Below are 23,001 nucleotides of genomic sequence, written 5' to 3'. Positions count from 1 at the left end.
ACATAAGTCTCGATTCAGGGGAGTTCGATTCTCAAATGTTTGGAGAATTTCGAAATATGAAATTCGGAGTTTCAAGTGTTTTGTAAACTCTTCTGTTTGATTTCAGCGTGTTCAAGTTAGCCATCCAGACGTCTCAGCTGAAAACGGCTAATACCCCCGCTTATTAAATAACACGTACCCAAAGCTAAAAGCGACGTAAAACTTGGTGTTTTCCTTTTCAAAATAGTTAAGGGTCAGGCTCACTGGTCCAAGTCCCGTATGGTATATAAAACCTCCTGAACCCATCAGTTTCAAGGTACTATATTGGTCTGGATCGTATAAAGCTTGAAAGTCTTCGCCTCTATTGATTCTTCGAACTGGAGCAAAAGCATAGCCTTCCAGACGAAAGTGTAGTTGATCATTGAACTCATAGATTGTCTTTATTCCAGAAGCAAAATACTTGTTCGCTCTGTATTTCTTTAAGAACAGTGTTTGGCTAAAAGGTGTCGGTGTGAAGGTGTTGGCTGCCAGCAATGTTGAGGTGTAATTGTTGAAAACATCCTTATTGCTTAAAACTCCTTCAGCGGTAAATCCAAGTGTCGTGTGTTTGCTTAAGGGGAAATACCGATCATATTTGCCTTCTAAGGTATAGAAATCATGGTCAACCGAACTGGATGTCGGGAATGGCGAATTGGAGCCCGGCTTGTGTTTTTCGTTGCCCAGTGTATAGGTGAAATTTATCTCTGCTGCTGTTCCTTCTGTAGCGTATTGCTTGTAATTTTGAGAGTTCTTCAGCAAGCTGACTCTTCCTGAAAAGGCATCGAAATCCGTATGTTCTGCATCGTCATTTTTCCGCACCGACTCGGTGAAGTAGTAGGCATCAGAGGACGAAGAATAGCTGGTTCCGAAAGTTAATTTCCCATGTGTTTTTATGGGAAAGCCCAGTTCAAAACGGACATTACTTTCGTCCTGAATCACATAAGGTGAATTAACATCCTCAAAGAAGAATTCGTTACTGTTTGAGAAGTAGTCCCAACGATTTAAGGTTAAGTATCCCGAGAGGTAGAAAGGAAGTCGGGTGGGGAAGTCAATTCGTCCTCCAGCCTTGATGGAACTATAGAAACGTCCGAAATAAATATTGGTACTTAGCGTGTAAGCCCGACCGTTGAAAAAACGGTAGTCGACACTTAAGAAGCCTTGGTTGATAGGCTTGGTTGAAACGTTTCCTCCGAAGTTAATCTCTAAGGGATTTGACTTTTTTACTTTCAAGTGCAGGTCAAAATAACCTGTTTCTTTATTGTATAGCGATACGGGACGAACCGATTTTAATTGCGGATCAGCAACCAACTTGAAATATTCGTGACGAAGGTCTTCCAGACCGATGACATTATTTCGGTGTTTTATACTTTGGATAATGTACTTGCGCTGCATTGGGTCGGTAACACCTTCAACCTGAATGTTTTGAAATTTGAGTTCCGGCTTGCGGATGTTGAATTTATGGCGTTTCTCATCTACGGATGTCTGATCTACCCGTCTTGAAATAAGCGTTTTGATGGAATCCATCTTGCTCATGGTTGTTTGGTAACCATCTTTTTCGATGATCATAAGCTTATCAAAATCGAGTAGGCCGATGTTGGTGAACTTGGTTTCGAGTAGTAAGCCTTTGTCCGAGGGGACTTCGTAGTCCGTTTTTTGCATGATCATGTTTTCCAACTGTGCCATAACGTCATCTTCGTCAGGTCGTTTGGCATTGTTGGCTACCTTATGGCCAATCACAATGTCGGGGTTGAAAGCTTCAACCGTATTTTTAACCGGGAAATTATTAACGATTCCACCGTCAAAGACCAATGCACCATCAATGGCTATTGGCTTAAAATAAAGCGGAAAAGTCATGGATGCGCGAATCGCTTCGCCCAAGTCGCCACTGCGTAGTTCAACTTCCTGGTTTTCGAAAACGTCCGTTGCAATGCATAAAAACGGAACCATGAGTTTGTCGAAATTATAGTCGCAAACGGCATTGGTCGAAGAGAACATCTCCATAAATGCAAAGTCCATTTGTTCTTCAGGAATGATGTTCGTTGGCGGTAAAATTTTTAATTTGTCGTCGGTTTTTTGCAGGTCGAGATTAAGCCATGCCGGAGTGCCTTCCAGCTTTCGAAAGAAATAGCGATATTCTTCCTGAATTTTTCCGGTAGCCCAGAACTTAAATTGGTCAGATAAGAATAAAGTCTCCATTTCGTCGGGAGAATAGCCCGCAGCGTATAGTCCTCCAACGATTGCCCCCATGGATGTTCCTGCAATATAATCGATGGGGATATTATTCTCTTCTAGTGCCCGGATGACACCAATGTGGGCTAATCCTTTTGCTCCGCCACCACTCAATACGAGTCCGACCGATTGAGCATTTGCTACTAATATACAGCAAATGAGCGCAAAAGTTAAGCTAAAACGTTTCATGGCATGGGATTTATTTTCGAGCCCCTAAATTACATAAAAGGAACAGTAAAACCCGATGAAATGTACAAAACTTGCCAACTAGTCGTCCATCTTGTTTTTCAGAGACTGGAATCCTTCACCCAAAATTTCTTTGGCATCCATAACGGTGATGAAGGCATCGGGATCTATTTGGCTGATGTACTGCTCTAAAATAGCCACTTCGCGACGACTAACAACGGTGTAGATGATTTGCTTTTCCTGACCGCTGTACATGCCATTTCCTTTAAGGTAAGTGCCACCTCGTTCCAAATCGACCAGAATCTTGTTTTTAATTTCTTCGTGTTTGTCGGAAATGATCAGCAGGGCTTTGTTGTAGTCAAAACCTTCAATAGTAATATCAATAGCTCGGCCAGTGATGTAAATAACAACCCAAGAGTAGAGTGGGATTTGCCATTCGCCAAATGCAATCAACCCAAAGATTACAATAACAGAGTCAACATAAATGAGTGACTGCCCCAGTTGAATGCCGGTGTATTTTGACAAAATCATGGAGATGATGGCTGATCCACCTGATGAAGCACGCGATTTAAAAATGAAGCCTAAGCCAACGCCAAGCAACACTCCGCCGAAAACACAGGAAAGCAATACATCTTCAACCAAGGCTGCATCGCCAACAGGGCGAAGGTAAGTTATTAAGTCCATGAAGACAGATGTGAGCACAAAGCCAACGACTGTCTTTACCCCAAAGCGAGGGCCTAGTACCTTAATTCCAACGATGGTTAAGGGGATGTTGACCAGTAAAGCGAACAATCCGACTGGAAAACCTTCGGGCCAAAATGAGAAAAGACCTTTGGTCAGGTAGTGAACTACGATTCCTACGCCATATATTCCCCCGGGAACGATTTTGTGTGGAGAAATAAAATAGACAAATCCGACTGCTAATATGAATGAACCTAAAGTGATGAAGGCATATTCCTTAAACCACTTTAATGAAAACAGTTTTTCTTTTTGTAGGAATGGCATAACTTTTTTTTACAAATTAAATTAAGCAAAGTCTGATAAGTTGTGATTTTTATCAGAAAAAATAGTGTTGTGGAAACACTTTCAGATACAAAAAAAGGCCTTCTTATTGAAGACCTTTTGAGTATCATGAATGCTGATATTAGAATCTTTTTTCTTTGATCCGTGCTTTTTTACCAGTACGTTCACGTTGATAGAAGATCCGTGCACGACGTACACTACCTACTTTGTTAATGTCAACACCTTCGATAAAAGGAGAAGTCATTGGGAAGATACGCTCAACACCAATGTTTCCAGACATTTTACGAACGGTAAATGTTTTGTTTGTTCCAGCACCTTTCACTTGAATTACAACACCACGGAAGTCCTGAATACGTTCTTTGTTTCCTTCCTTAATTTTGTAGTGAACAGTAACAGTGTCACCAGCGCCAAACTTAGGTAGCTTGTTCTCTACCTCAAAAGCTTGCTCGGCTACTTTAATTAAATCCATCTTTTTAAATTTTAGGCAATATTACACAGCGTCAGTGTAAGAGATTGCAGATTTTGCGCAAAAATAGTAATATTTATTGTCTTGCAAAACTATTTTGCTGAATTTTATTGATTAGCTTTTAGGTGCTGGGATTCAGAATAGAATCCCTGTTTGCACCGATTTAGCTTTTTTATTTTCTTCTTTAGTGTCCTGCGCCACCAATAACTTTAAAATGATCGCCGGTACTCTTGATAATTGCTTCGTACCACCAATCTGGGTATCCTGGTTGATCAGGAGAAGCAGGCATGCCATACTCGTTGCGTTCAAATTGACCGTCTTTCTCTTTTTTAACGTTTCCGTCAATGTACTTGATCAGCAGGTATTGGAAAAGCTCTTTCCAGTCAGCGGTCATGTTGTTGGCTTCGTTGCTGGCATATTCAGTCAGGAATTGACGGGCTTTTGCTTCTCCTTCATTTTCGAAAAGGTAGTTGGCTGCTTGGTCAATTGCTGGAGTGCTGGCAATAAATTTGCCTTCAATTTCTGCTTGACGTTTGCGAACGTGCTCAATCATGGCATCGTAACGCAGGTAAGCAAAGTTGGTTACTGTATTGAAAATCCAGAAAGCTGACGTTTCAGAATAGTTCAGCAAGTCGCCGTTACCTACCTTGAAACACTCAGGAACTTCGGTAATGCCGCAATACATGGGGGCATAGCAGGTGCTGTAAGTGTCGTCAACACCAAACCATAGAATTCCTCCAATGGCATCGGGTAACCAAGAACGGCTTTGCGATACAAATGAGAAACCGGTTTGCTGCGTTGAAATGGCGCGTTCGTTGCAGTATTCTACGGAGTCAACTTCCCAGGTTAGTCCTCTCCAACGGTAGGGTAATCCATGAGGTCCGGCTCCTAAATCTTTGCTCATGTCCAGTTCTGTTCCTTCGTAGTGGTCGCGCATCATTTCCATCACATCTTTCACTGAAAGCTTCTTGTCTGGCTTAATCCACAACGGCATGCGGTTGGTTGCAAACTTGGTATTCGGATCCTGCTCAATCAGCCCTTTGGCATAGTTGGTGTATTGATCCATTCCTTCAGCTACTTTATTGAATCCGGCCCACACGCGAGCTTCGCAAAAGCGAGCTGCACCAAAATCAACCGGAGCATAAACATCTGAAAAGCTGAATTCTTTATTTTTCCCATCAAACCATCCTTTTTCGCGAGCAAAAGAGATCACGTCTTTCGAGTACATGCAGTTTTGTGTATCGTTTAAAGGGAAGGTGGTGATACGCGCTTGGTTGGCATGTCCGCTGATGTAGCCATCAGGAACCCGAACAGCAACCCAAACGGCTCCTTTTTCGCCTTCACCTTTTCCAATCATTTCCAGAATCCAAACTTCCTCTGGATCGGCAATTGAAAACGACTCCCCTGAACTGTAGTACCCATAGGTGTCTGCTAAGTCAGTCATTACTTTAATGGCTTCACGGGCTGTTTTGGCGCGTTGCAAGGTTACATAGATTAAACTTCCGTAATCCATGATTGCTCCAGATTGGCTGCTAAGCTCTGAGCGTCCACCAAAAGTGGTTTCGCCAATAGCCAGTTGATGTTCATTCATGTTGCCAATCACACTGTAAGTATGAGGCACTTCTGGAATAATTCCAAGAAATTTGCCGGTATCCCATTCGTAAATGTCCCGGGTGGTACCTTCCGGATGATCCGCAGCAGGTTGGTAGTACAGTTCGCCATAAAGTGTGTGCGAATCTGCTGCATAAGTGATCATGGTAGAGCCATCAACCGAGGCTCCTTTGGTAACTAGAAAATTGGTACAGGCCCAGCTATACGCCGCTCCTACAACTACAAATAAAGCGATTAAACTAATTCTTCTTATCATGCTATTTTTTGTTTTTAGAAATGTCAGCATTTGGTTTTGAAACGAAACCACTAAAAAAGTGAAAAAAAGCCTGAACTAAAAATGAGAAAGCTCAATTCGTTGGTTTTAGTTCGGCAGAGAAGAAAGAGCGGTGAAAAGCTTCTGGATGAGTTCCGATATTTGGCATAGATGTATGGAAGTTTGCTAAAATAATCCCAAATTTAAAGTTCATTATGCTTGCTATTGTGTGCCAATGAACACAGGAGGTGAGCATGATTAGCGAAATCGACTGTTAAGATCTCTAGCGAACCACATTAAAAACTAACAATTATAAACAGATGAAATACAAAGCTTTTCATAAAATGTCATACGGCATGTACTTGATCGCCACTGAGCAAGGTGGCAAAAAGTACGGGTACATTGCCAATACCGCTTTTCAGGTTACAAACGAGCCGGAGCAGGTGGCTATTTCTTGTCATAAGGACAATGAGAGCACAGCTGCCATTCGCGAGTCCGGTATTTTTTCTGTTTCAATTCTGAAGAAGGAATTGGACGTTAAACTGATTGGGAACTTTGGGTTTAATTCGGGAAGTGACCTGGATAAGTTTAAGGATGTTGAACTAACGCAAGCCAGCACGGGAGCTCCGATTGTGTTGGATGCATGTGTGGCATGGCTGGACTGCAAAGTGACTCATGCGATTGATGTTGGTTCGCATTGGCTGATTGTAGGAGAGGTGGTTGACAGCGATGTGCTGTCGGATGAAGAGCCTTTGACCTATGCCTACTACCGCGAGAAATACAAAATGTTTTCACCTAAGAATTCCCCAACTTATATTGAGAAATCGGTGCTGGATGAGGAAGAAGCTGAACTGCAAAAGCAAGATGCAAAGCCGGACGAAAAAGAAGATGACGGAGCAGAATCTCATGTTTGTGTGATTTGCGGCTTTACTTATGATCCGGCGGTTGGCGATCCTTCAATGGGAATTCCTCCGGGCACGCCTTTTGAGGATTTGCCTGAAGATTATAAATGCCCGATTTGTAATGCGGCTAAGGATTACTTCAAAAAGGTTTAAGCAATTCTGCAGAAGATAGTTAACGTATTAAATGTTCTATACCGATTAAAAAGTCCCAAGCTCGATGGAGCCTGGGACTTCTAAGTCTTTATGTGATTGCTAATTATAGTCGCTCGTTGATTTTTATGTCATCGGCTGGCTTTTTACATTATCCAAATCCCTCTAAGCGAAGATCTGATCAATGTTTGATCATCCGAAATCTGAAAACCTAACGATCGCTTAAATTACATGTTGGCATCTTTCAGAATAACATCATGAGCTCCACCTTCAACAATACTGGTGGCCGATACCAGGGTAATTTTTGCTTTATCTTTTAAGTCCTGAATGGAAATTGAGCCACAACTACACATGGTTGATTTCATTTTTCCCAAAGTAATATCCAGGTTGTCTTTCAATTTACCGGCGTAAGGAACATAGCTGTCAACACCTTCTTCAAATTTCAGGCCAGTGCTGCCGCCCATATCGTAACGTTGCCAGTTGCGAGCACGGTTCGATCCTTCTCCCCAGTATTCTTTAACATAGCGGTTGTTCACCATCAGCTTACGTGTTGGACTCTCGTCAAAACGGGCAAAATAACGGCCCATCATCAAAAAGTCAGCTCCCATAGCCAAGGCCAGTACCATGTGGTAGTCCTGTACAATACCGCCATCCGAACAGATTGGGATGTACGTTCCGGTTTTTTCGAAATACTCATCGCGTGCAGCAGCTACTTCAATGATTGAGGTGGCTTGGCCGCGCCCAATTCCTTTTTGCTCACGGGTAATACAAATCGATCCGCCACCAATCCCAACTTTAATGAAATCGGCTCCTGCTTCAGCAAGGTATAAGAAACCTTCTTTGTCAACTACGTTGCCGGCACCAATCTTGACTTCGCCTTTGTATTCTTTCTTGACGTATTCAATGGTTTCGCGCTGCCAGGCAGAAAAACCATCCGAAGAGTCAACACAAAGCACATCAACACCAGCAGCGACCAAGGCAGGAACACGTTCTTTGTAGTCGCGGCTGTTAATCCCAGCACCAACCATCAATTTTTTATTGGAATCTGAAAGCTCGTTCGGGTGTTCTTTGTGGCTTTCGTAGTCTTTGCGGAACACGAAGTACTGAAGATTCTGGTTGTTGTCAATAATTGGAAGACTATTGAGTTTATTGTCCCAGATGATATCATTGGCTTCGTTCAATGAAATTCCAAGTTGTCCGGTGATCAGCTTGTCGAAAGGAGTCATAAACTCTTTCACTTTTTTGTCCATTGGATCGCGACTGGTTCGGAAATCACGTCCGGTAACAATGCCCAGTAGTTTTCCGTGTGACGAGCCATCTTCGGTAATTCCGAGGGTTGAGTGTCCCGTTTTTTCAATCAGATTTACAACATCAGCCAAGGTGTTTTCTGGCGTTAGGTTAGAGTCACTTTCAACAAATCCTGCTTTGAATTTTTTTACTTTGCGCACCATTTCAGCCTGAGTGTCGATGGCTTGAGAGCCAAAAATAAACGACAGCCCACCATTTCGTGCTAAGGCAATGGCCATGTTATCATCGGATACCGATTGCATGATAGCCGAAACAAAAGGCACATTGAGTTCCATGCTTGGCTTTTCGCCTTTTTTGAAACTCACCAATGGGGCTTTTAATGAAACGTTTTGTGGAACGCAGTTTTTGTCAGTAAGACCGGGGATCAGCAGATATTCGCTAAAGGTTCTGGAAACTTCGTTTGAGTACTTTGCCATAATATACCAGCTTTTAGATTGAAAAATTGCGCAAAACTACAATTAATTTTCGAATGCGTGAGGGTGCGATTGTAAAAATATGGATTTTTCGGGAGATAGCAGAATTCGGGAAGGAGTGAGCCACTCGTTTTTAGGTATTTGGCTTGTTTGAAAATCGATGAGTGCCGGAGTGCCGGTCGCCTTGTTGAAACACTCGTTCTACCTCGGGTGGGAAACGTTTGCGGGACCCAAGCAAATCAGTTTGCGACCCTGCCGCAGGCGTGCGACAGCCTAGCCACCAAAATTTTTTGCTTGCTGCACGGCTGCGACAGGTCAGCTACGAAAGTTTTTTCCTTGTTGCACAGCTGCGGCAAGCTATCCACGAAAATTTCTGGCATGTTACAGCGCTGCGGCAAGCGAACTACGGAAATTTCATGCTTGCTGCAGGATTGCGGGAAGCAAGCCACAAAAGTTTCTGGCTTGTTGCACGGTTGCAGGGGGCAGTAAATCAGTTAGTTCGTGTCGAGTTGTTGGAGGGATGCCCTTTGCGTGCCTGTTGGGGGCCGAAAAAGCAAATTCATAAAATTAGCTGACTAAGTCATTTATTTTGATAAACATATTTTATATATTCGAAGAGGAAAGAAGACTTTTGGTATGTACAATAAGAATAGTGTATATGTAACTACGCCAAAAATTACTTAAAAAACATATAACAAACATGGATTTTTTTTGACCAACAAAATGAGAAATTTTATGAGTTCATAAAGGAGACTGATGTTATATCAATGTTTTTTTACTACAAAGCAAGAATAATATGAATATTGAAATCCTAAAAAGCAAATTTGATGATTTATTCGAAAATACCTCTGAGGCAATAGAGCATTACGCTAATAGAGGGTATTGGATAACAAAGGAAACAAATAATAATTCGGTAATGTATATTGGATTAAATCCATCGTACCCGCACCAAGATTATCAAATGTCAGAGAGATTATTTTATGACGAATATCAACAAACATGTTATGCCTACTTTAAACAAATAGAGCGATTTCATGATAAATTAGAATATGATGTAAGTTGGACACACTATGATTTATTGATATTACGAGAGACCAAACAATCTGTTATCAAAAAATTGAGCAGAAAACCAGATGTTCGAGAGTTTATAAAGAAGAACTTGGAGCTATCTAAATATGTTATCGAAAATAGTAATCCAAAAATAATTGTTGTTGCAAATACTTTTTCTCGGGAATTGCTCATAGGCTCTGAATGGTGTGGATATTCTCTGTACTGGGATGATATTGTAGGAACATTTAGATTTTCAAAAGGGACTCTTCTTTCAGATACTCCTGTTTTCTTTTCGAGTATGTTGAGTGGTCAAAGAGCACTTGATAGAGGTTCTCGTGATAGATTATTATGGCAAATACAGAAAACACTTGAAATAACCGAAGAAAAAAGCAAAGCACAGCAAGCCATAATGAAGTAGCATAGGCTTAGGTGAGTTTTGAAAGTTCAGCTCCCGGGAAAAATTGAAGCAGAACTAGAAAAGTGAATATACAACACTCCCCCCCCCAAGGATCTTTATATGGGCGAACCGCCGTCATTAATAAGCTAAAAAAACAAGAATATATAAAAAGCTTCCGAACCAAAAATTGACTATGAAAAACAAAACTTACCTGATTCTACTGCTGGTTATTTCTATTGTCGGGATTTCGTCTGGACTTTATTTGAAATACATCAAATCATACACGGATGAAAGCTTTCAAATACGAACAGCTGTTGAACTCAAAAGACCACTAACTCTTGGAGAAACGATCAATTATTTAGAGGAGCTTGAAACAATAAAAGGTTCTGCTATAAATGACCAGAATGATGATACACTCCAACGACTCCAAACAATCAACTTGACTTCAATGATCCTATCAGTCATTTCCACAATCATTGCAACTGGCACGACTCAAAAATTAGTACAAAAGAAAAGTGTTTGAGAAATATAATAACACGAGGTCTAAAATATAACTGGATTGGCTCCCCTGTTGATGGCTATCTGACACCGGACAACTAGTAAGTGACTAATAAAAAGAATAACAAAAGATGAAAGAACAAATTTATAGGATCGGATTTGTAATTTTTCTTTTCTCGTTTTTGGGTTGTCAAAATGAGAGTAAGAAGATTGAAAATATGGTGACTTTTGCCAAAGTTTACGGATATGTCAAATATTTTCATCCAAGTGATGAAGCATCTCAAATTGATTGGGAGAAATTTTCAATATATGGTGCCTCCCAAATTGATCAGTGCAGAACAAAGGAGGATATCGTAAATACACTGAATCGGTTATTTAAACCCATTGCGCCATCCATAACGTTTGCCGAAGACAAGACGATTCTTGATACTGAACTAAAGGATATCATTCCTGAAAATAAAGAGCAGTATGCGCCTGTATATTGGCAACATGTAGGCGTAAGTATAGGAATGGATAGCAAAAGAAGTCCCTATGCAAGTTGGCGGATTAATCGGGACAGTGCAATGGGGATTAAGCAACTATTTGAATACGAGCCCAAGTTTGGCGAGAGTGTAATTAAACAAGTTGGAGATGGAATATATTGTCGGATTCCAATCGTGCTATATGGTAATAAGGAATCAACCTTCCCAAGGGCCGATGAAACTAGACTTGAAGAGTTAAAAGAAAAACTAAAAGACACCAATAACGCCAAGGTGGAAGATCCGTATTTAAGACTGGGAAATATGGTCAATGTGTTTAATGTCTTTCAACATTTTTACCCCTATTTTGATGTTGTCGAGGTCGACTGGGAAGCTGAATTTAAGAACGCAATAGCACAGAGTTATATTGATACGTCAAAATTCGATCATCTGGTTACTCTAAGAAAGTTTACGGCTACTCTCCAGGATGGACATATTTCCGTTTCTAATAAATCACTGAGTAAAGATTATGCCCCCTCAATTGCTTGGGAATGGATTGAAAACAAACTGGTCGTTACAAAGGTGGCCGAATACTATGACTCCATTCACGTTGGAGATATTGTTACCCATATCGATGGGAAAAGTTCGGAGGAGTATTTTGAAGAAACTTATTCGAGGATTTCTGCGGCGACCGATGGATGGTTGCGTTATAAGGCCAGAATCCAAAGCCTTATTGGTCAGGAGGAGAGTGAATTGAATGTTGTGATTGAAGGAAAAGAGCATAAACTAGAACGAACTGCTAATCCAAATTACTGGTTGCAGAAAGCAAGATTTGAGAAAGATGTATATAAAGAAATAGAACCTGATATTTGGTATCTGAATCTCGATCAAATAGCAATGGATACCATTAATAAACTTTTACCTCAACTGGAAGAATGTAAATCAATCATATGTGACTTGAGAGGATACCCTAAAGGTAATCATGGTTTTATTCGACATTTATTAGCTATTGATGATACAACCTCTGCTTGGATGCAAAGACCAAAAATTGTTTATCCAGATCAGAACAAAGTTGTTGGGTATTATAAGTCTAATTGGATTGGCTCCATGACCGCAAAAAAGCCCTATCTGGGGGATAAAAATGTGGTTTTTATTACCAACGGACGTGCGATAAGTTATGCCGAAAGTTACATGGGATACATCGAAGGATATAAGCTTGCAACCATCGTTGGCCAACCTACTGCAGGGACAAATGGAAATGTTAATTTGTTTAGTTTGCCCGGTGGATATAAAATTAGCTGGACAGGAATGAAAGTTGTCAAACATGATGGAACACAACATCATGGCATCGGAGTGCTACCCAATATCTATGTAGAAAAAACAATTCAGGGAGTAAAAGAAGGACGTGATGAATTCCTGGAAAAAGCACTGGAAGTGGCAAGAGAAGATAATGACTGAGTTGGTAAATGTGCTGATGGATGTGAAGTTGCTAAGGTAGCGCAGGGCTTGGAGTCAAGCCTTTGGGACCTAAGTTAAACTTCAAGTTCTATTTGCAGATACCCTTCCCAGCTTCCTGACCGGACGACTTGCAGTCATCCGATCAAGAAAAGCCTAAGGAAGGGGTGTTTTATTCGTACCAGTTGATTCTTCTGGTAAAGAACATGGTTAGGCCTAAAATCAGGAACAGGCCAATACTTCCAACCAATAGGGCAAAGGATTCCAGTTGCAGCAGAATGAAAATAAAGAGGAATGCAACGGATAAAATGCTGGTTAATGCAATGGAGCTTAGCCAGGTTTTTAAGAACGATCGGGAATAGATAAACACCATGCCAATAACGGACACGGCAGAAATGAGATAAGCCAGGTTAAACCCAACGTGCTCTGAAAAAGAAAGCAACAGCAGGTAAAAGGCCAGGATGGCAAAACCAACCAGGATGTATTGAAAGGGGTGAACGCGCTGCTTGGTGATGATTTCATTTAGGAAGAAGGATAAGAAGACGAAAACAATAATCATGATGCCATACTTGGCTGTTCGTTCATTCTTTTGATAGTGGTCAGCCACATCAACCAAAGCAACCCCAAAGTCGCTTGATTTTAGGTCGTAGGCATTGTCTGTCCACTGTTGCGGAAAATCACGGTTGTAGTTTAAGACTTTCCATTCGGCCGTAAAGCCTTTTTCATTTACATTGCGGTCGGTTGGAAGAAACAGCCCTTGAAAACTGGGATCGTTCCAGCTTGACGACAAACTTACATTTGTTGTTTCTCCCAGCGGTGCAAACGAGATGGCGTTGGAGCCTTTAAGTTCGAGTTGGATGGAAAATTCAGCCGGCATGGTTTTGATGTTGTTTTCAGATAAGATCAATGAAATACCATTGGTGCCAAGCGTGGGCTTATTCATGCCGGGAGAGAAGGGAAGTTGCTGATCGTTCCATTTTAGGGCTACTGCCGAACTAATGCCCCGCAAGTCGCCAACAGCAATTGACAGCCTGATCTGATCCCATTTGATGTCTTCCAGACTCATGGGTAAGTGCTCCAAATCCAGCTTTTCAAATTGCCCATTGAGACTTATAGCGCTTTCATAAACAATGCTGTGGTAAATACTCCGGTTCAGCTCTTTGGGAAATAGTTCACCCTGAATGTCGAGTGTTTTCGGGAGTACGTGATACTCATGGTGCTCTTCCTTAACGAGCTTTCCATCTTTATCGATGACTTTTTCGACATAAGGGATGGTGAGAATTGGGCCACGAATCGTTTGCTGGTACGACCACGATTTGTGAACCTCCATTTGCGCTGACTCTGAAGTCATTTTGCGTTCATGAATCAATCCCATGATCATCATTTTGGGAATGAGTAAAATAAGAATGATTAGGCCAATTGTCATGAGCTTTACGCTAAATCTGAAGCTCTTGCTCTTTACCTTTTCTTCCAGTAGTTGTTGTGTTTTCATGTTTATCTGTTTTAATTATTTTATAAAGTACTTTGCATTTCAAAGTAGATGGTTAAAAAAAATTATAAGCCTTTTATGATGGCTTCAAGTGCACTTAAATGTTTCTCAAACGCAATTCGTCCGGCATCGGTAATGGAGTACTCAGTATTGGGTTTGCGGTTGATAAAGCTTTTGGTCACCGACAGGTAGCCCACTTTTTCAAGATGTTTCAAGTGGCTAGCCAAGTTTCCATCAGTCGCTTCCAGCGTCTCTTTTAAACTGTTGTAAGAGATTGATGCATTGACGGAAAGAATGGACATGATACCCAATCTCAGCTTGTTCTCAAATGCTTTATCCAGATTTTGAAAGATGTTTTTCACGCTTGTTCAATTTTTCTGTCGTAGCGAAAATGCATGACTGTTCCGTAAATAATATGAACAAGGCCAAAGCCCAAGGCCCAAAAAACAATTCCCATGCCGGGGAAAACCGCAGAAAGTAAGCCTAAGCCAATTTCAACGAGGCCCATATAGAAAATTTCCTGCCGGGTATATTTTGCAGCATTGACTAGTGCCAGACCATAAAAAATCAAACAGAATGGAGCAATCACCGCGTGTACACCGCGATACGAGAAAATCAAAATCAGGATACCACCTGTGATTAGCGGGATTGCCAAATTAATAAGCAAGCGTCGTGAGCTTGCTGACCAAAACTTCTGATTCGTATTTCTTATTTTCGAGAAGGTAAGCCAGAAAACGGTTGACAAGGAAACTAGCAGGACTAAGCCCGCCAGCAAAAACAATTCATTGGTAATTTCATTGGCATAAACTTTTCGGTACTCCAGAGGGCCTGGCAAGTAGATCATTTTATAGGCAATGAATGCGCCAATGAGCGCATAGATGCCAATGAGAACGCCCGATAATCCACTAAGAGAAAGGAATCGGGTTGACTGTTCCATCATTTTTTTGATCTCTTTGATCTCATCCAAGTATTGATTGGTCGTTTTCATAGTTTGCTTTAAAAGTACTTTGAAATACAAAGTAAAATCTTTTTTTAGTTTCCGGCAATATGTTTGAGCATTTATTTTTACAGCTTACCCAATGAAAATCTAAAAGCTAGTGCTTTTGCCTGGCAAGTGATAACTACAAGTCGTTTACCCCTCTTAAAATAAACAAACTTTAGTTTATAAGTGTTGAAAATAGGTGATAATAGATCATCCCATGCAAATGATTGATGTGAATCAATTCGTTACTAAATCGAAGCCTTCTAATGAAAGATTCTTTATTTGAAAAAGCCTATCAGTATCCGACAATTTTGAAAGAGGAGTATGACGAAATCAAAGCCGTACATACTCAGGTCGCATTTTCGAAAAATGATCTTATCATCAGTTCTGGCGAAAGGTGTAACGAATACTATTTGGTTGAGCAAGGGCTATTTCGGTCATTTGTCTTTAACTACAGTGGCGACGAAATTACCACCGATTTTTTCATTGATGGCGATGTTTTGATTGATGTGTCTTCCTTGTTTCAACGAATTCCGGCTATGGAAAATATTCAAGCACTAAGCGATGGTGTTTTGTGGAAGATTGAATACCCAACTTTTCAGGAGCTGTTTCATAAAATAGAAGGATTCAGAGAGTGGGGAAGAGCTTGGATGGCGAGCCAGCTGCTAACTTCCAAACAACGGTCTATTGGGATGATAACCTTGACGGCTACCGAGCGGTATTTGAATCTGTTGCGCGAAAAACCACAAATAATCAAACAGGTTCCGTTAAAGCACATCGCTACCTATTTAGGCATCACCGACACTTCCTTAAGTCGAATTAGAAAGGAAATTGCCAAAGAGGCTTAAAACTTATCTTATGACAAGATTTTTCTGGTTCTGTTTTTTGAGCTTTGTGTAATATAAATTTATAAAAGCTTAAAAAATGAAGAAACAGAATCCTGTAGTATGGTTCGAGATCTATGTGGAAAATATAGAACGAGCCGCCAAATTTTATGAGAAAGTATTCGGTTTTCAGATGGAAGATATGACAGATCCTTCCGATCAATCTGTTGTGATGAAAGGATTTCCTGGTGATATGGAAAGCTATGGTGCTGTGGGGGCCTTGGTTAAAATGGATGGTGTGAAAGCTGGAGGAAACAGTACAATTGTCTATTTCGGCTGTGAAGATTGTGCCGTGGAGGAAAGCCGTGTCGTTGCCAGTGGAGGACAAGTGCACCAAGCCAAAATGTCTATCGGAGAACATGGTTTTATTTCTCTGTTGGTAGATACCGAAGGAAATACCATTGGTTTACACTCGATGAAATAAAGATACTCAATGCAGATGGTTGATATTGAACACATCAATTACCTAAAAGCTCCTGCGTCAACGGTATACCATGCGTTAACAACTGAAGAAGGTTTGGGAAATGTTTGGACAAATAAATTGAAGGTCAAAGCCGAAATTGGGTTTATCAATGAATTTGATTTTGACGAAGGCTACCTGACGAAATTGAGAACTGTTGAATTGCAGGAGAATCAAAAAGTTGTTTGGGAATGCGTTGAATCTGATAAGGAATGGATAGGTACACGAATTTTCATCGCGTTATCAGAGAAAGATGGAGTAACAACAGTCGTCCTCAAACATCTCGACTGGAGAGAACTAACTGACTTTTACAGATGGTGTAATTACAACTGGGCCCTGTTCTTGTTCCGGTTGAAACATTATTGCGAAAACAGAACTTAAATCCCTTCTTAATGCGGGATTTTTTATTGGGATTCAAATGATGCCTTTTTGGTTAACAAGGAACTTTTGATGAATCTTTATGTGAAGGGAGTTCGTTTTTGGCGCCAAATTTGTAGAGCCGGTTGACATGAAAACGGAAAAGGTGATGATGAGAAAAGTGTTGTTGGTTTTTCTATTGGTTGTTGCAGGAATGCAGGTGTTTGCTCAAAAGATTGAAACAGATGTGTTTGATAATTTAGTTTATCAATCACATGATGAACGTTACAAGGCCTACTTGAAGCAAAATATCTTTGATGATTTGATATTTTCAGATAGCAATGGCAATGAAGTAACCTTTAAGAAAAAATACCTGGATCTGGAGTATGGAGATTTGTTGAATAAGCCGGAAGAGAAACTGGACTTGTTTACAAGTTTAATTCATGAACATGAATTTGACCGGGGATATAAGGCGAAGTATGCGGTTGATATTTTTGACAAGCTTGTGATTGAAGACAATCGAAATGGGAAGGTGGAAATTGGGGAAGATATTTTTGGCAACGAAACCTATGAAGAAGAATTTAATGGTGAAAAGCGCTCAGTAAAAAGAGGGCTAAATGGCGAACTGAAGTATGACGCTCCCGATGAAGATGCGACCTTGCAAAAAGATATATTCGATCGGTGGACGTACAGTGATTCGCTTGGGAATGAGTTCAAATTTAGTCGTGAAACCTGGCGAGGACTCAAAAAGCGGTTTGGTTCTGAAGAAAACATTTTTCATTATCTGATCAACGAGTTCCTTTACCTCTAGCCATTGATCTTCAAAATAAAAAGCCACTTCCCGGGGAAAAGAAGTGGCTTAAAAATGATTTTTTATATCGAGTTAAATGCTACCTTATACATCGTAGGTTGTTGAAGCTGTATCGCCTCCACGGCCTGTCCAATTGGTGTGAAAAAACTGTCCGCGAGGTTTGTCGATACGCTCGTAAGTATGTGCACCGAAATAGTCACGTTGAGCTTGCAGTAAGTTGGCTGGCAAACGCTCACTTCTAAATCCGTCGAAATAACACAAGGCTGAAGTAAGAGAAGGAACTGGAACTCCATTAGCCAGTGCTGTTGCGCAAACTCTACGCCATCCAGCTTGTGCTGCTTCTACTTTTCCTTTGAAATAAGGATCAAGCAACAGGTTTGGTAATTCAGGATTGTTGTCAAAGGCTTTTTTGATGTCTCCCAAGAAAACTGAGCGGATGATACAACCGCCACGCCACATCAAGGCAATTCCTCCGTAGTTGAGGTTCCAGCCGTGCTCGGCAGCAGCTTCCATCATCAGGTTATAGCCCTGAGCATAAGAAATGATTTTGGCTCCGAATAAAGCATCTTTCAGGTCATTGATCATTTGAGCTTTGTCGCCTTCAAATTTCACTTTAGGTCCTTCAATTACTTTGGATGCTTCAACGCGCAAGTCTTTTTGTGCCGACAGACAGCGGGCAAAAACCGACTCTCCAATCAGTGTTAATGGGATGCCCAGGTCAAGAGCTGCAACTCCGGTCCATTTCCCGGTCCCTTTCTGTCCGGCAGTATCCAGAATTTTCTCAACCAACGCTTCGCCGTCTTCTTTGTAACCCAAAATATCGCGAGTAATTTCGATCAGGTAAGAATCCAGATCGCCTTTGTTCCACTCTTTAAATACTTCGTGCATTTCATCGGCACTCATACCCAATAGGTCTTTCATCAGTTGGTAGGCTTCGCAAATGATTTGCATATCACCATACTCAATTCCGTTGTGCACCATCTTTACAAAGTGGCCAGCACCATCTTCACCAACCCAGTCACAGCAAGGAGTACCGTCTTCAACTTTTGCAGCAATCGATTGGAAAATATCTTTTACATGAGGCCATGCTTCAGGCGATCCCCCTGGCATCATTGATGGTCCGTTTAGGGCGCCTTCTTCACCTCCGGAAACTCCGGTCCCTACATAAAGGAGCCCTTTGCTTTCAACATACTTGGTCCGGCGAATGGTATCGGGAAAATGCGAGTTTCCACCATCAATAATGATGTCTCCTTTATCCAGATGAGGGACAATCATATCGATGAAGTCATCGACTGGTTGTCCAGCCTTTACCAGCATCATGACTTTCCGTGGTTTTTCTAACGAGGCCACTAAATCTTCAATAGAATGTGCTCCAATGAAGTTTTTGCCAGCTCCACGGCCGTTAACGAATTTATCAACTTTCTCAACAGTACGGTTGTAAACAGCTACTGTGTAGCCTTTGCTTTCCATGTTTAAAACCAAGTTTTCGCCCATTACGGCTAACCCAATTAAACCAATATCTGCTAATTTTGTCATAGCGTTATTTTTATGTTTTGATTTTTTATGTATTGTTCAATTGTCTATAAATCTGACTTCTGAAAATCGAATGATCAATTCTAATTATTTGATTTTTCAATTTGGAAACCCAACTGAGCAAGAATATCCAATGCGTTTGGAGACACATCTTTAGGTTTTACGGTGAAAACCGGGTATTCGCGCCGAACCGGGTAGTCTCCACGCAGTTGTTCAAACTGTTCCGGAGATTGTCGTAAAGCCGCGTCATCATTTCGAACATCGTAGGTGAATAGCACAGCTTCCCGGATGATTTCCTCATCTGTACGGTTTAAACCATCCAGCTCGATTATTGTTTGCTCCGGCAGGTCGACTTTTGCGGGTTGCCAATTGTCAATCCCTAGCTGAAAGAAGCGACTTATAGCTTGAATGCTCATGCTGGTTCCATTGGCCTTGCCATCTTTTGAATAGCCGGCAATGTGCGGTGTCGCCAGATCGACAAGTGCTAACAAGTTTTGATCGATGTTTGGCTCCCGTTCCCAGCAGTCGACCACCAAGCCTGAAATTGATCCTCGTTGGATGGCTGTTTCAGCGGCAAAAGTATCCATCACCTCTCCGCGGCAGGTATTGATTACGATTGGAGTGCGTTCCAGTTCGTTGAAAAACAGCGTGTCAGCCAAATGAAATGTTGCATCCTCACCTTGCATCGCTAATGGAACATGTAGCGTGATGATGTCAGCCTTCGCTTTGATCTCTTGCAGGCTTACAAATTCATCAGATCCTTCAGCGCGTTCGCGGGGAGGGTCATTCAGTAGAACTTGCATACCAAGCAACTTGCAGGCGCAGGCTACCTTGGAGCCTACCTGACCGACACCAACAATTCCAATGGTTTTATCCCGAAGTTGAAAGCTTTGCTTTTCCGCCATGATCAGCAGGGCGGAGGTGAGGTACTGCTCAACCGATCGGCTGTTACATCCGGGAGCATTGGTCCATTCAATACCAGCTTGCTGGCAGTATGCCGTGTCAATATGGTCGTAGCCAATGGTTGCTGTTGCAATAAACTTCACCGCAGACTCTGCCAGCAATGCTTCGTTGCAACTAGTGCGTGTGCGTGTGATAATGGCATCGGCATCTTTGACGACTTCGGGTGTTGTTTGGGCACCAGGCAAGTAAACAACCTCTCCAAATGGCTCTAGCGCTCCTTTGATGTAAGGTATTTTATTATCAATTATAAACTTCATGTTTGTTTCGTAATTTGTAATCAGTCTTTGTTTTTTGGCTGAGAAGTTGTCTTTTCGTAATAACTCTTCACGATTTCTTCCATCACCCAATTGGTCCGCGCAGCAGATGTGCCCGAACTGGGGCAGGTTCCTTCTCCCCGGAGTTGGTCAACCACCAGTTGAATTAAGTTTCCGCCAACGTGTTCCGGAGGATCAAAATTGAAGAACACATCGCCTTTTTGAGTCCGAAGAGTCAGCTTAACCGGGTCGAAACAAGCGAACCAGAGTTTGCCTTCAGTCCCCAATATTTCAATGGTATCCTCAATGGAAGCCGCATCAGCAAAAAAGCTCCAACTACCGGTTCCCAAAACGCCATTGGTAAATTCAAAGGAGGCTGCAACGGTATCCTCAGCCGGGTAAATTCCCCCAACATTGAATGCAGTTCCCTGCACGTTTACGATCGGGCCAAACAGGTAATCCAGAAAATCAAGCTTATGAGAAGCCAGATCGTAGAAGAGGCCACCGCCTGCAATCTCCGGTAAAACTCGCCATGACAGTTGGTCGCCAGCTTGCGTTAGCTCCTTGTTAGGACGATAAAAGCGAATGTTGACGGTCAGTGGCTTTCCGATAACACCTTGCTCAATAAGTTCCTTAACCTTGACAAACAGGGGAAGTGCCCGCCGATAATAAGCAACAAATAGCGGCACTCCTGTTTCTTCTGAAACACGAACCATCTCTTGACACTCGGCATAAGTTCGGGCCATGGGTTTTTCCACATAGACCGGTTTGCCAGCACGCATGGCTTGAATGGCATACTGCGCATGGGTGTTTGGTGGAGTTGCAATGTACACTGCATTCACTTCCGGATCATTGATCAGCTTGTCGGCATGATCGTACCAGCGAGCTGCACCGTGGCGCTTGGCGTAATCAGCAGCCAGCTTGCCATTGCGGCGCATGACGGCCACCAACTCAGAGTGAGGTGTTTTGTACAAGGGTGGCCCGTTTTTCTTTTCAGTAACGTTGCCACATCCAATAATTCCCCATTTGACTGTATCCAATTTCATGTGTTGAGTTTCAAATTTCAGAGTTCAAATTCCGGTCTCCCGTCTTCGTTCTCCGGTTTTCTCTAGTCCGTCAATAGCTGAATCGATCCTTAAAGGCCCATAAGCCAATTGCCGGATTGGAAATATAGAAAATTTTCTCGCCGTTTGGTAACTCGTTGTACCCATCTTTCAATGATGATGGGGCATATTTAGCAGTTATTTCATCTAGATCAGCATAGTTGAACCCCACGCTTTCAATTTCTTCCTTGCTGAGATTTTCCGGTCTTTTACCCGGGCAATAGGTGATGCTGAATCGTCCTTCAGAAGATCCGTGGATTAAGTGGGCAGCAGCACTGAGGTTGTTGCGGAGTTCTTCATGCTCGTCGCAAGCCTTTAATGTTGCCGGCGTTCCAAAGTAGCCATATTTGCGAATAAGACGATCAATTTCTTTATCCTCGCCAAACTCCTTCAGAGCAGGGGCAAGCACGATCAGCTCGCCTTCATCGGCAATCGCCATCCGTGTTCGGTAGATGGATTTATTGCCCAGCCAGGTTGACTTAAACTCGGTCGGGTCAAGCCAAACGACGACTTTGTCTAAAGGGGCGTCCAGCATCTCAAAATTGACTTCCAGCGATAGTTTGGCCGCTTTGTCAAACACCTCGTAATCATCACCAATAAAAAGGCCGCGGGTTTTTACCTTTCCATCCGTTTTGTCAAGTCCAACAACCGTCTGAACGTACAAGATTGGCAGGTGTTGGGTGAAATTGTCCGAGGCATAGTTGAAGATCTTGCGAACGGGGGTATCAGCATGTCCCATCATCCGTTCCATTCCGTAAGCGGCACCTACAAAATGACTTTTGTTGATTCCTTCGACACCGCCGGTTCCAACAAATACATTTTTATTGTAATTGGCCATGCCAACCACTTCGTGTGGGACCACCTGCCCAATAGAAAGGATCAGGTCAAAATTACCCGTTAACAGGAGCTTATTTACCTGTGCCGGCCATGGAAAATCAACTGCCCCTTCAGATACTTCCCGAACAAAGGATGCTGGGACTTCACCAACATTCACCACATCATTTCGCCAATCATGCTCACGAATAAGCGATGCAGGCAGGCTGCCAAACATGTGGCTGATTTGCTCCCGAGTCATGGGCGTGTGTGTGCCCAGTGCCGGAAGTACATCGGTTAATTTATCGCCATAGTATTGCCAGCTGAACTCCGTGAGCTCGCCAGCACGACTTGGAAGCCTGGTGTAATCAGGCGGAATAGCCAATACCTTATTAATCCCTTGCAGTTGATCCAGAGCCTGAAAAAGCCCCTTCTTCAGATCATCAGCAGTCAATTCATGGTTTGGCGAACCTATTTCGTAGTATAACATCTTCTTTATTTACAATTTTGATTAGGCACAGGCAAAGGAGAAGGCAAAGACGCTCTCCCTTACAGTGTCAGTTATTTTTCCAAAAAGTAGATTAAAGCATTGATCTCTTCGACCACCTGTTTATAATCGTTTAGCAATTCTTCGGATTGCTTTGAGTTAACATAGGCTTGAGAGTCTGCAACTAATAGTTGGCTCATTGCTTCATAAGAACTTCCACGGGCAATTTTGTAAAATCGGGTTTTGTCTTTTGATTCAAAACGCCCATAGCCTTCAGCCAAATTGTGAACGACAGAGTTGGCTGCTCGTCTTAGATCATCTGTAAGCGCATAACGTTCTTCGGGCGGGAAGTGCTTGCAAACGTCATAAACTTTGACCAACAAGGCAAAAGCTTTTTGCCATACAGACATGTCTCTAAAATCGTTGTACTTTTTATCCATATCAGTAA

Annotated in this window: 21 protein-coding genes; 8 read left to right on the top strand and 13 right to left on the bottom strand. The window is 42.1% G+C overall.

All coding sequences use genetic code 11. The features are described 5' to 3' along the window. Window positions 1–147 precede the first annotated feature (147 nt). The 4 genes from BM156_RS13350 to BM156_RS13335 form a co-directional block, all read right to left on the bottom strand. Entirely contained in the window at window positions 148–2,436 is a 2,289-nt protein-coding gene (locus BM156_RS13350; protein WP_093920389.1) for a patatin-like phospholipase family protein, read from the bottom strand. 78 nt (window positions 2,437–2,514) lie between these two features. After that, window positions 2,515–3,438: a YitT family protein gene (locus BM156_RS13345; RefSeq protein WP_093920388.1), complete on the bottom strand. Its 924-nt coding sequence runs from the start codon at window positions 3,436–3,438 to the stop codon at window positions 2,515–2,517. Window positions 3,439–3,577: 139 nt separating this feature from the next. Then, on the bottom strand, window positions 3,578–3,925 hold the full coding sequence (gene rplS / locus BM156_RS13340; protein WP_093920387.1) for a 50S ribosomal protein L19: 348 nt from the start codon (window positions 3,923–3,925) through the stop codon (window positions 3,578–3,580). 181 nt (window positions 3,926–4,106) lie between these two features. Continuing rightward, window positions 4,107–5,789, bottom strand: a complete 1,683-nt coding sequence (locus BM156_RS13335; RefSeq protein WP_093920517.1) for a dipeptidase — start codon at window positions 5,787–5,789, stop codon at window positions 4,107–4,109. A 317-nt stretch (window positions 5,790–6,106) separates the two neighbouring features. Between BM156_RS13335 and BM156_RS13330 the strand changes: the two genes are divergently transcribed. Beyond that, complete coding sequence (locus BM156_RS13330) at window positions 6,107–6,841, top strand: flavin reductase (protein WP_093920386.1); 735 nt, start codon at window positions 6,107–6,109, stop codon at window positions 6,839–6,841. A 224-nt stretch (window positions 6,842–7,065) separates the two neighbouring features. Here BM156_RS13330 and BM156_RS13325 read toward each other — a convergent pair whose 3' ends face one another. After that, entirely contained in the window at window positions 7,066–8,562 is a 1,497-nt protein-coding gene (locus BM156_RS13325; RefSeq protein WP_093920385.1) for an IMP dehydrogenase, read from the bottom strand. Window positions 8,563–9,355: 793 nt separating this feature from the next. Between BM156_RS13325 and BM156_RS13315 the strand changes: the two genes are divergently transcribed. The 3 genes from BM156_RS13315 (at window position 9,356) to BM156_RS13305 (ending at window position 12,420) form a co-directional block, all read left to right on the top strand. After that, window positions 9,356–10,027 carry a hypothetical protein gene (locus BM156_RS13315; RefSeq protein ID WP_093920383.1) on the top strand — a complete coding sequence of 224 codons (672 nt, stop codon included), beginning with the start codon at window positions 9,356–9,358 and terminating at the stop codon, window positions 10,025–10,027. A gap of 172 nt (window positions 10,028–10,199) precedes the next feature. Then, window positions 10,200–10,529 (top strand): hypothetical protein, encoded by a 330-nt coding sequence (locus BM156_RS13310; protein ID WP_093920382.1) that lies wholly within the window; start codon window positions 10,200–10,202, stop codon window positions 10,527–10,529. 106 nt (window positions 10,530–10,635) lie between these two features. Continuing rightward, window positions 10,636–12,420 carry a S41 family peptidase gene (locus BM156_RS13305; protein ID WP_093920381.1) on the top strand — a complete coding sequence of 595 codons (1,785 nt, stop codon included), beginning with the start codon at window positions 10,636–10,638 and terminating at the stop codon, window positions 12,418–12,420. A 169-nt stretch (window positions 12,421–12,589) separates the two neighbouring features. Here BM156_RS13305 and creD read toward each other — a convergent pair whose 3' ends face one another. The 3 genes from creD to BM156_RS13290 all read right to left on the bottom strand — a co-directional run bounded on the left by creD (window position 12,590) and on the right by BM156_RS13290 (window position 14,894). Further along, window positions 12,590–13,909: a cell envelope integrity protein CreD gene (gene creD / locus BM156_RS13300; protein WP_093920380.1), complete on the bottom strand. Its 1,320-nt coding sequence runs from the start codon at window positions 13,907–13,909 to the stop codon at window positions 12,590–12,592. Window positions 13,910–13,971: 62 nt separating this feature from the next. Continuing rightward, a complete protein-coding gene (locus tag BM156_RS13295; RefSeq protein ID WP_093920379.1) occupies window positions 13,972–14,268 on the bottom strand; it encodes a winged helix-turn-helix domain-containing protein in 297 nt (98 codons plus the stop codon). Beyond that, window positions 14,265–14,894 (bottom strand): hypothetical protein, encoded by a 630-nt coding sequence (locus BM156_RS13290; protein ID WP_093920378.1) that lies wholly within the window; start codon window positions 14,892–14,894, stop codon window positions 14,265–14,267. The genes BM156_RS13295 and BM156_RS13290 overlap by 4 nt, the downstream gene beginning before the upstream one ends. A 260-nt stretch (window positions 14,895–15,154) precedes the next feature. Here BM156_RS13290 and BM156_RS13285 point away from each other — a divergent pair, with 260 nt between their 5' ends. From BM156_RS13285 to BM156_RS13270, 4 genes are all read left to right on the top strand, one after another. Beyond that, window positions 15,155–15,736 (top strand): Crp/Fnr family transcriptional regulator, encoded by a 582-nt coding sequence (locus BM156_RS13285; protein ID WP_093920377.1) that lies wholly within the window; start codon window positions 15,155–15,157, stop codon window positions 15,734–15,736. Between the two features lie 76 nt (window positions 15,737–15,812). Further along, window positions 15,813–16,196, top strand: a complete 384-nt coding sequence (locus BM156_RS13280; protein ID WP_093920376.1) for a VOC family protein — start codon at window positions 15,813–15,815, stop codon at window positions 16,194–16,196. Window positions 16,197–16,205: 9 nt separating this feature from the next. Beyond that, complete coding sequence (locus tag BM156_RS13275) at window positions 16,206–16,613, top strand: SRPBCC family protein (protein WP_244525745.1); 408 nt, start codon at window positions 16,206–16,208, stop codon at window positions 16,611–16,613. 127 nt (window positions 16,614–16,740) lie between these two features. After that, window positions 16,741–17,400, top strand: coding sequence for a hypothetical protein (locus BM156_RS13270; protein ID WP_139218282.1), 660 nt, complete (start codon window positions 16,741–16,743; stop codon window positions 17,398–17,400). A gap of 84 nt (window positions 17,401–17,484) precedes the next feature. On the opposite strand, the gene gnd is transcribed toward BM156_RS13270, so the two are convergent. The 5 genes from gnd to BM156_RS13245 form a co-directional block, all read right to left on the bottom strand. Beyond that, complete coding sequence (gene gnd / locus BM156_RS13265; RefSeq protein ID WP_093920374.1) at window positions 17,485–18,936, bottom strand: decarboxylating NADP(+)-dependent phosphogluconate dehydrogenase; 1,452 nt, start codon at window positions 18,934–18,936, stop codon at window positions 17,485–17,487. 80 nt (window positions 18,937–19,016) lie between these two features. Then, window positions 19,017–20,153 carry a 4-phosphoerythronate dehydrogenase PdxB gene (gene pdxB, locus BM156_RS13260; protein ID WP_093920373.1) on the bottom strand — a complete coding sequence of 379 codons (1,137 nt, stop codon included), beginning with the start codon at window positions 20,151–20,153 and terminating at the stop codon, window positions 19,017–19,019. A 20-nt stretch (window positions 20,154–20,173) separates the two neighbouring features. After that, window positions 20,174–21,196, bottom strand: a complete 1,023-nt coding sequence (locus tag BM156_RS13255; protein ID WP_093920372.1) for a Gfo/Idh/MocA family protein — start codon at window positions 21,194–21,196, stop codon at window positions 20,174–20,176. A gap of 70 nt (window positions 21,197–21,266) precedes the next feature. Beyond that, window positions 21,267–22,556, bottom strand: a complete 1,290-nt coding sequence (locus tag BM156_RS13250) for a nickel-dependent putative hexonate epimerase (RefSeq protein ID WP_093920371.1) — start codon at window positions 22,554–22,556, stop codon at window positions 21,267–21,269. A 71-nt stretch (window positions 22,557–22,627) separates the two neighbouring features. Further along, the gene (locus BM156_RS13245) at window positions 22,628–22,993 is read right to left on the bottom strand and encodes a four helix bundle protein (protein WP_093920370.1); all 366 of its coding nucleotides are present in this window, start codon (window positions 22,991–22,993) and stop codon (window positions 22,628–22,630) included. Window positions 22,994–23,001 lie beyond the last annotated feature (8 nt).

The sequence above is a fragment of the Sunxiuqinia elliptica genome (assembly GCF_900113005.1).
Lineage (GTDB): Bacteria > Bacteroidota > Bacteroidia > Bacteroidales > Prolixibacteraceae > Sunxiuqinia > Sunxiuqinia elliptica.
Note: the sequence above shows the minus strand (reverse complement) of the source record. Positions and strands in the feature narration are given on the sequence as shown.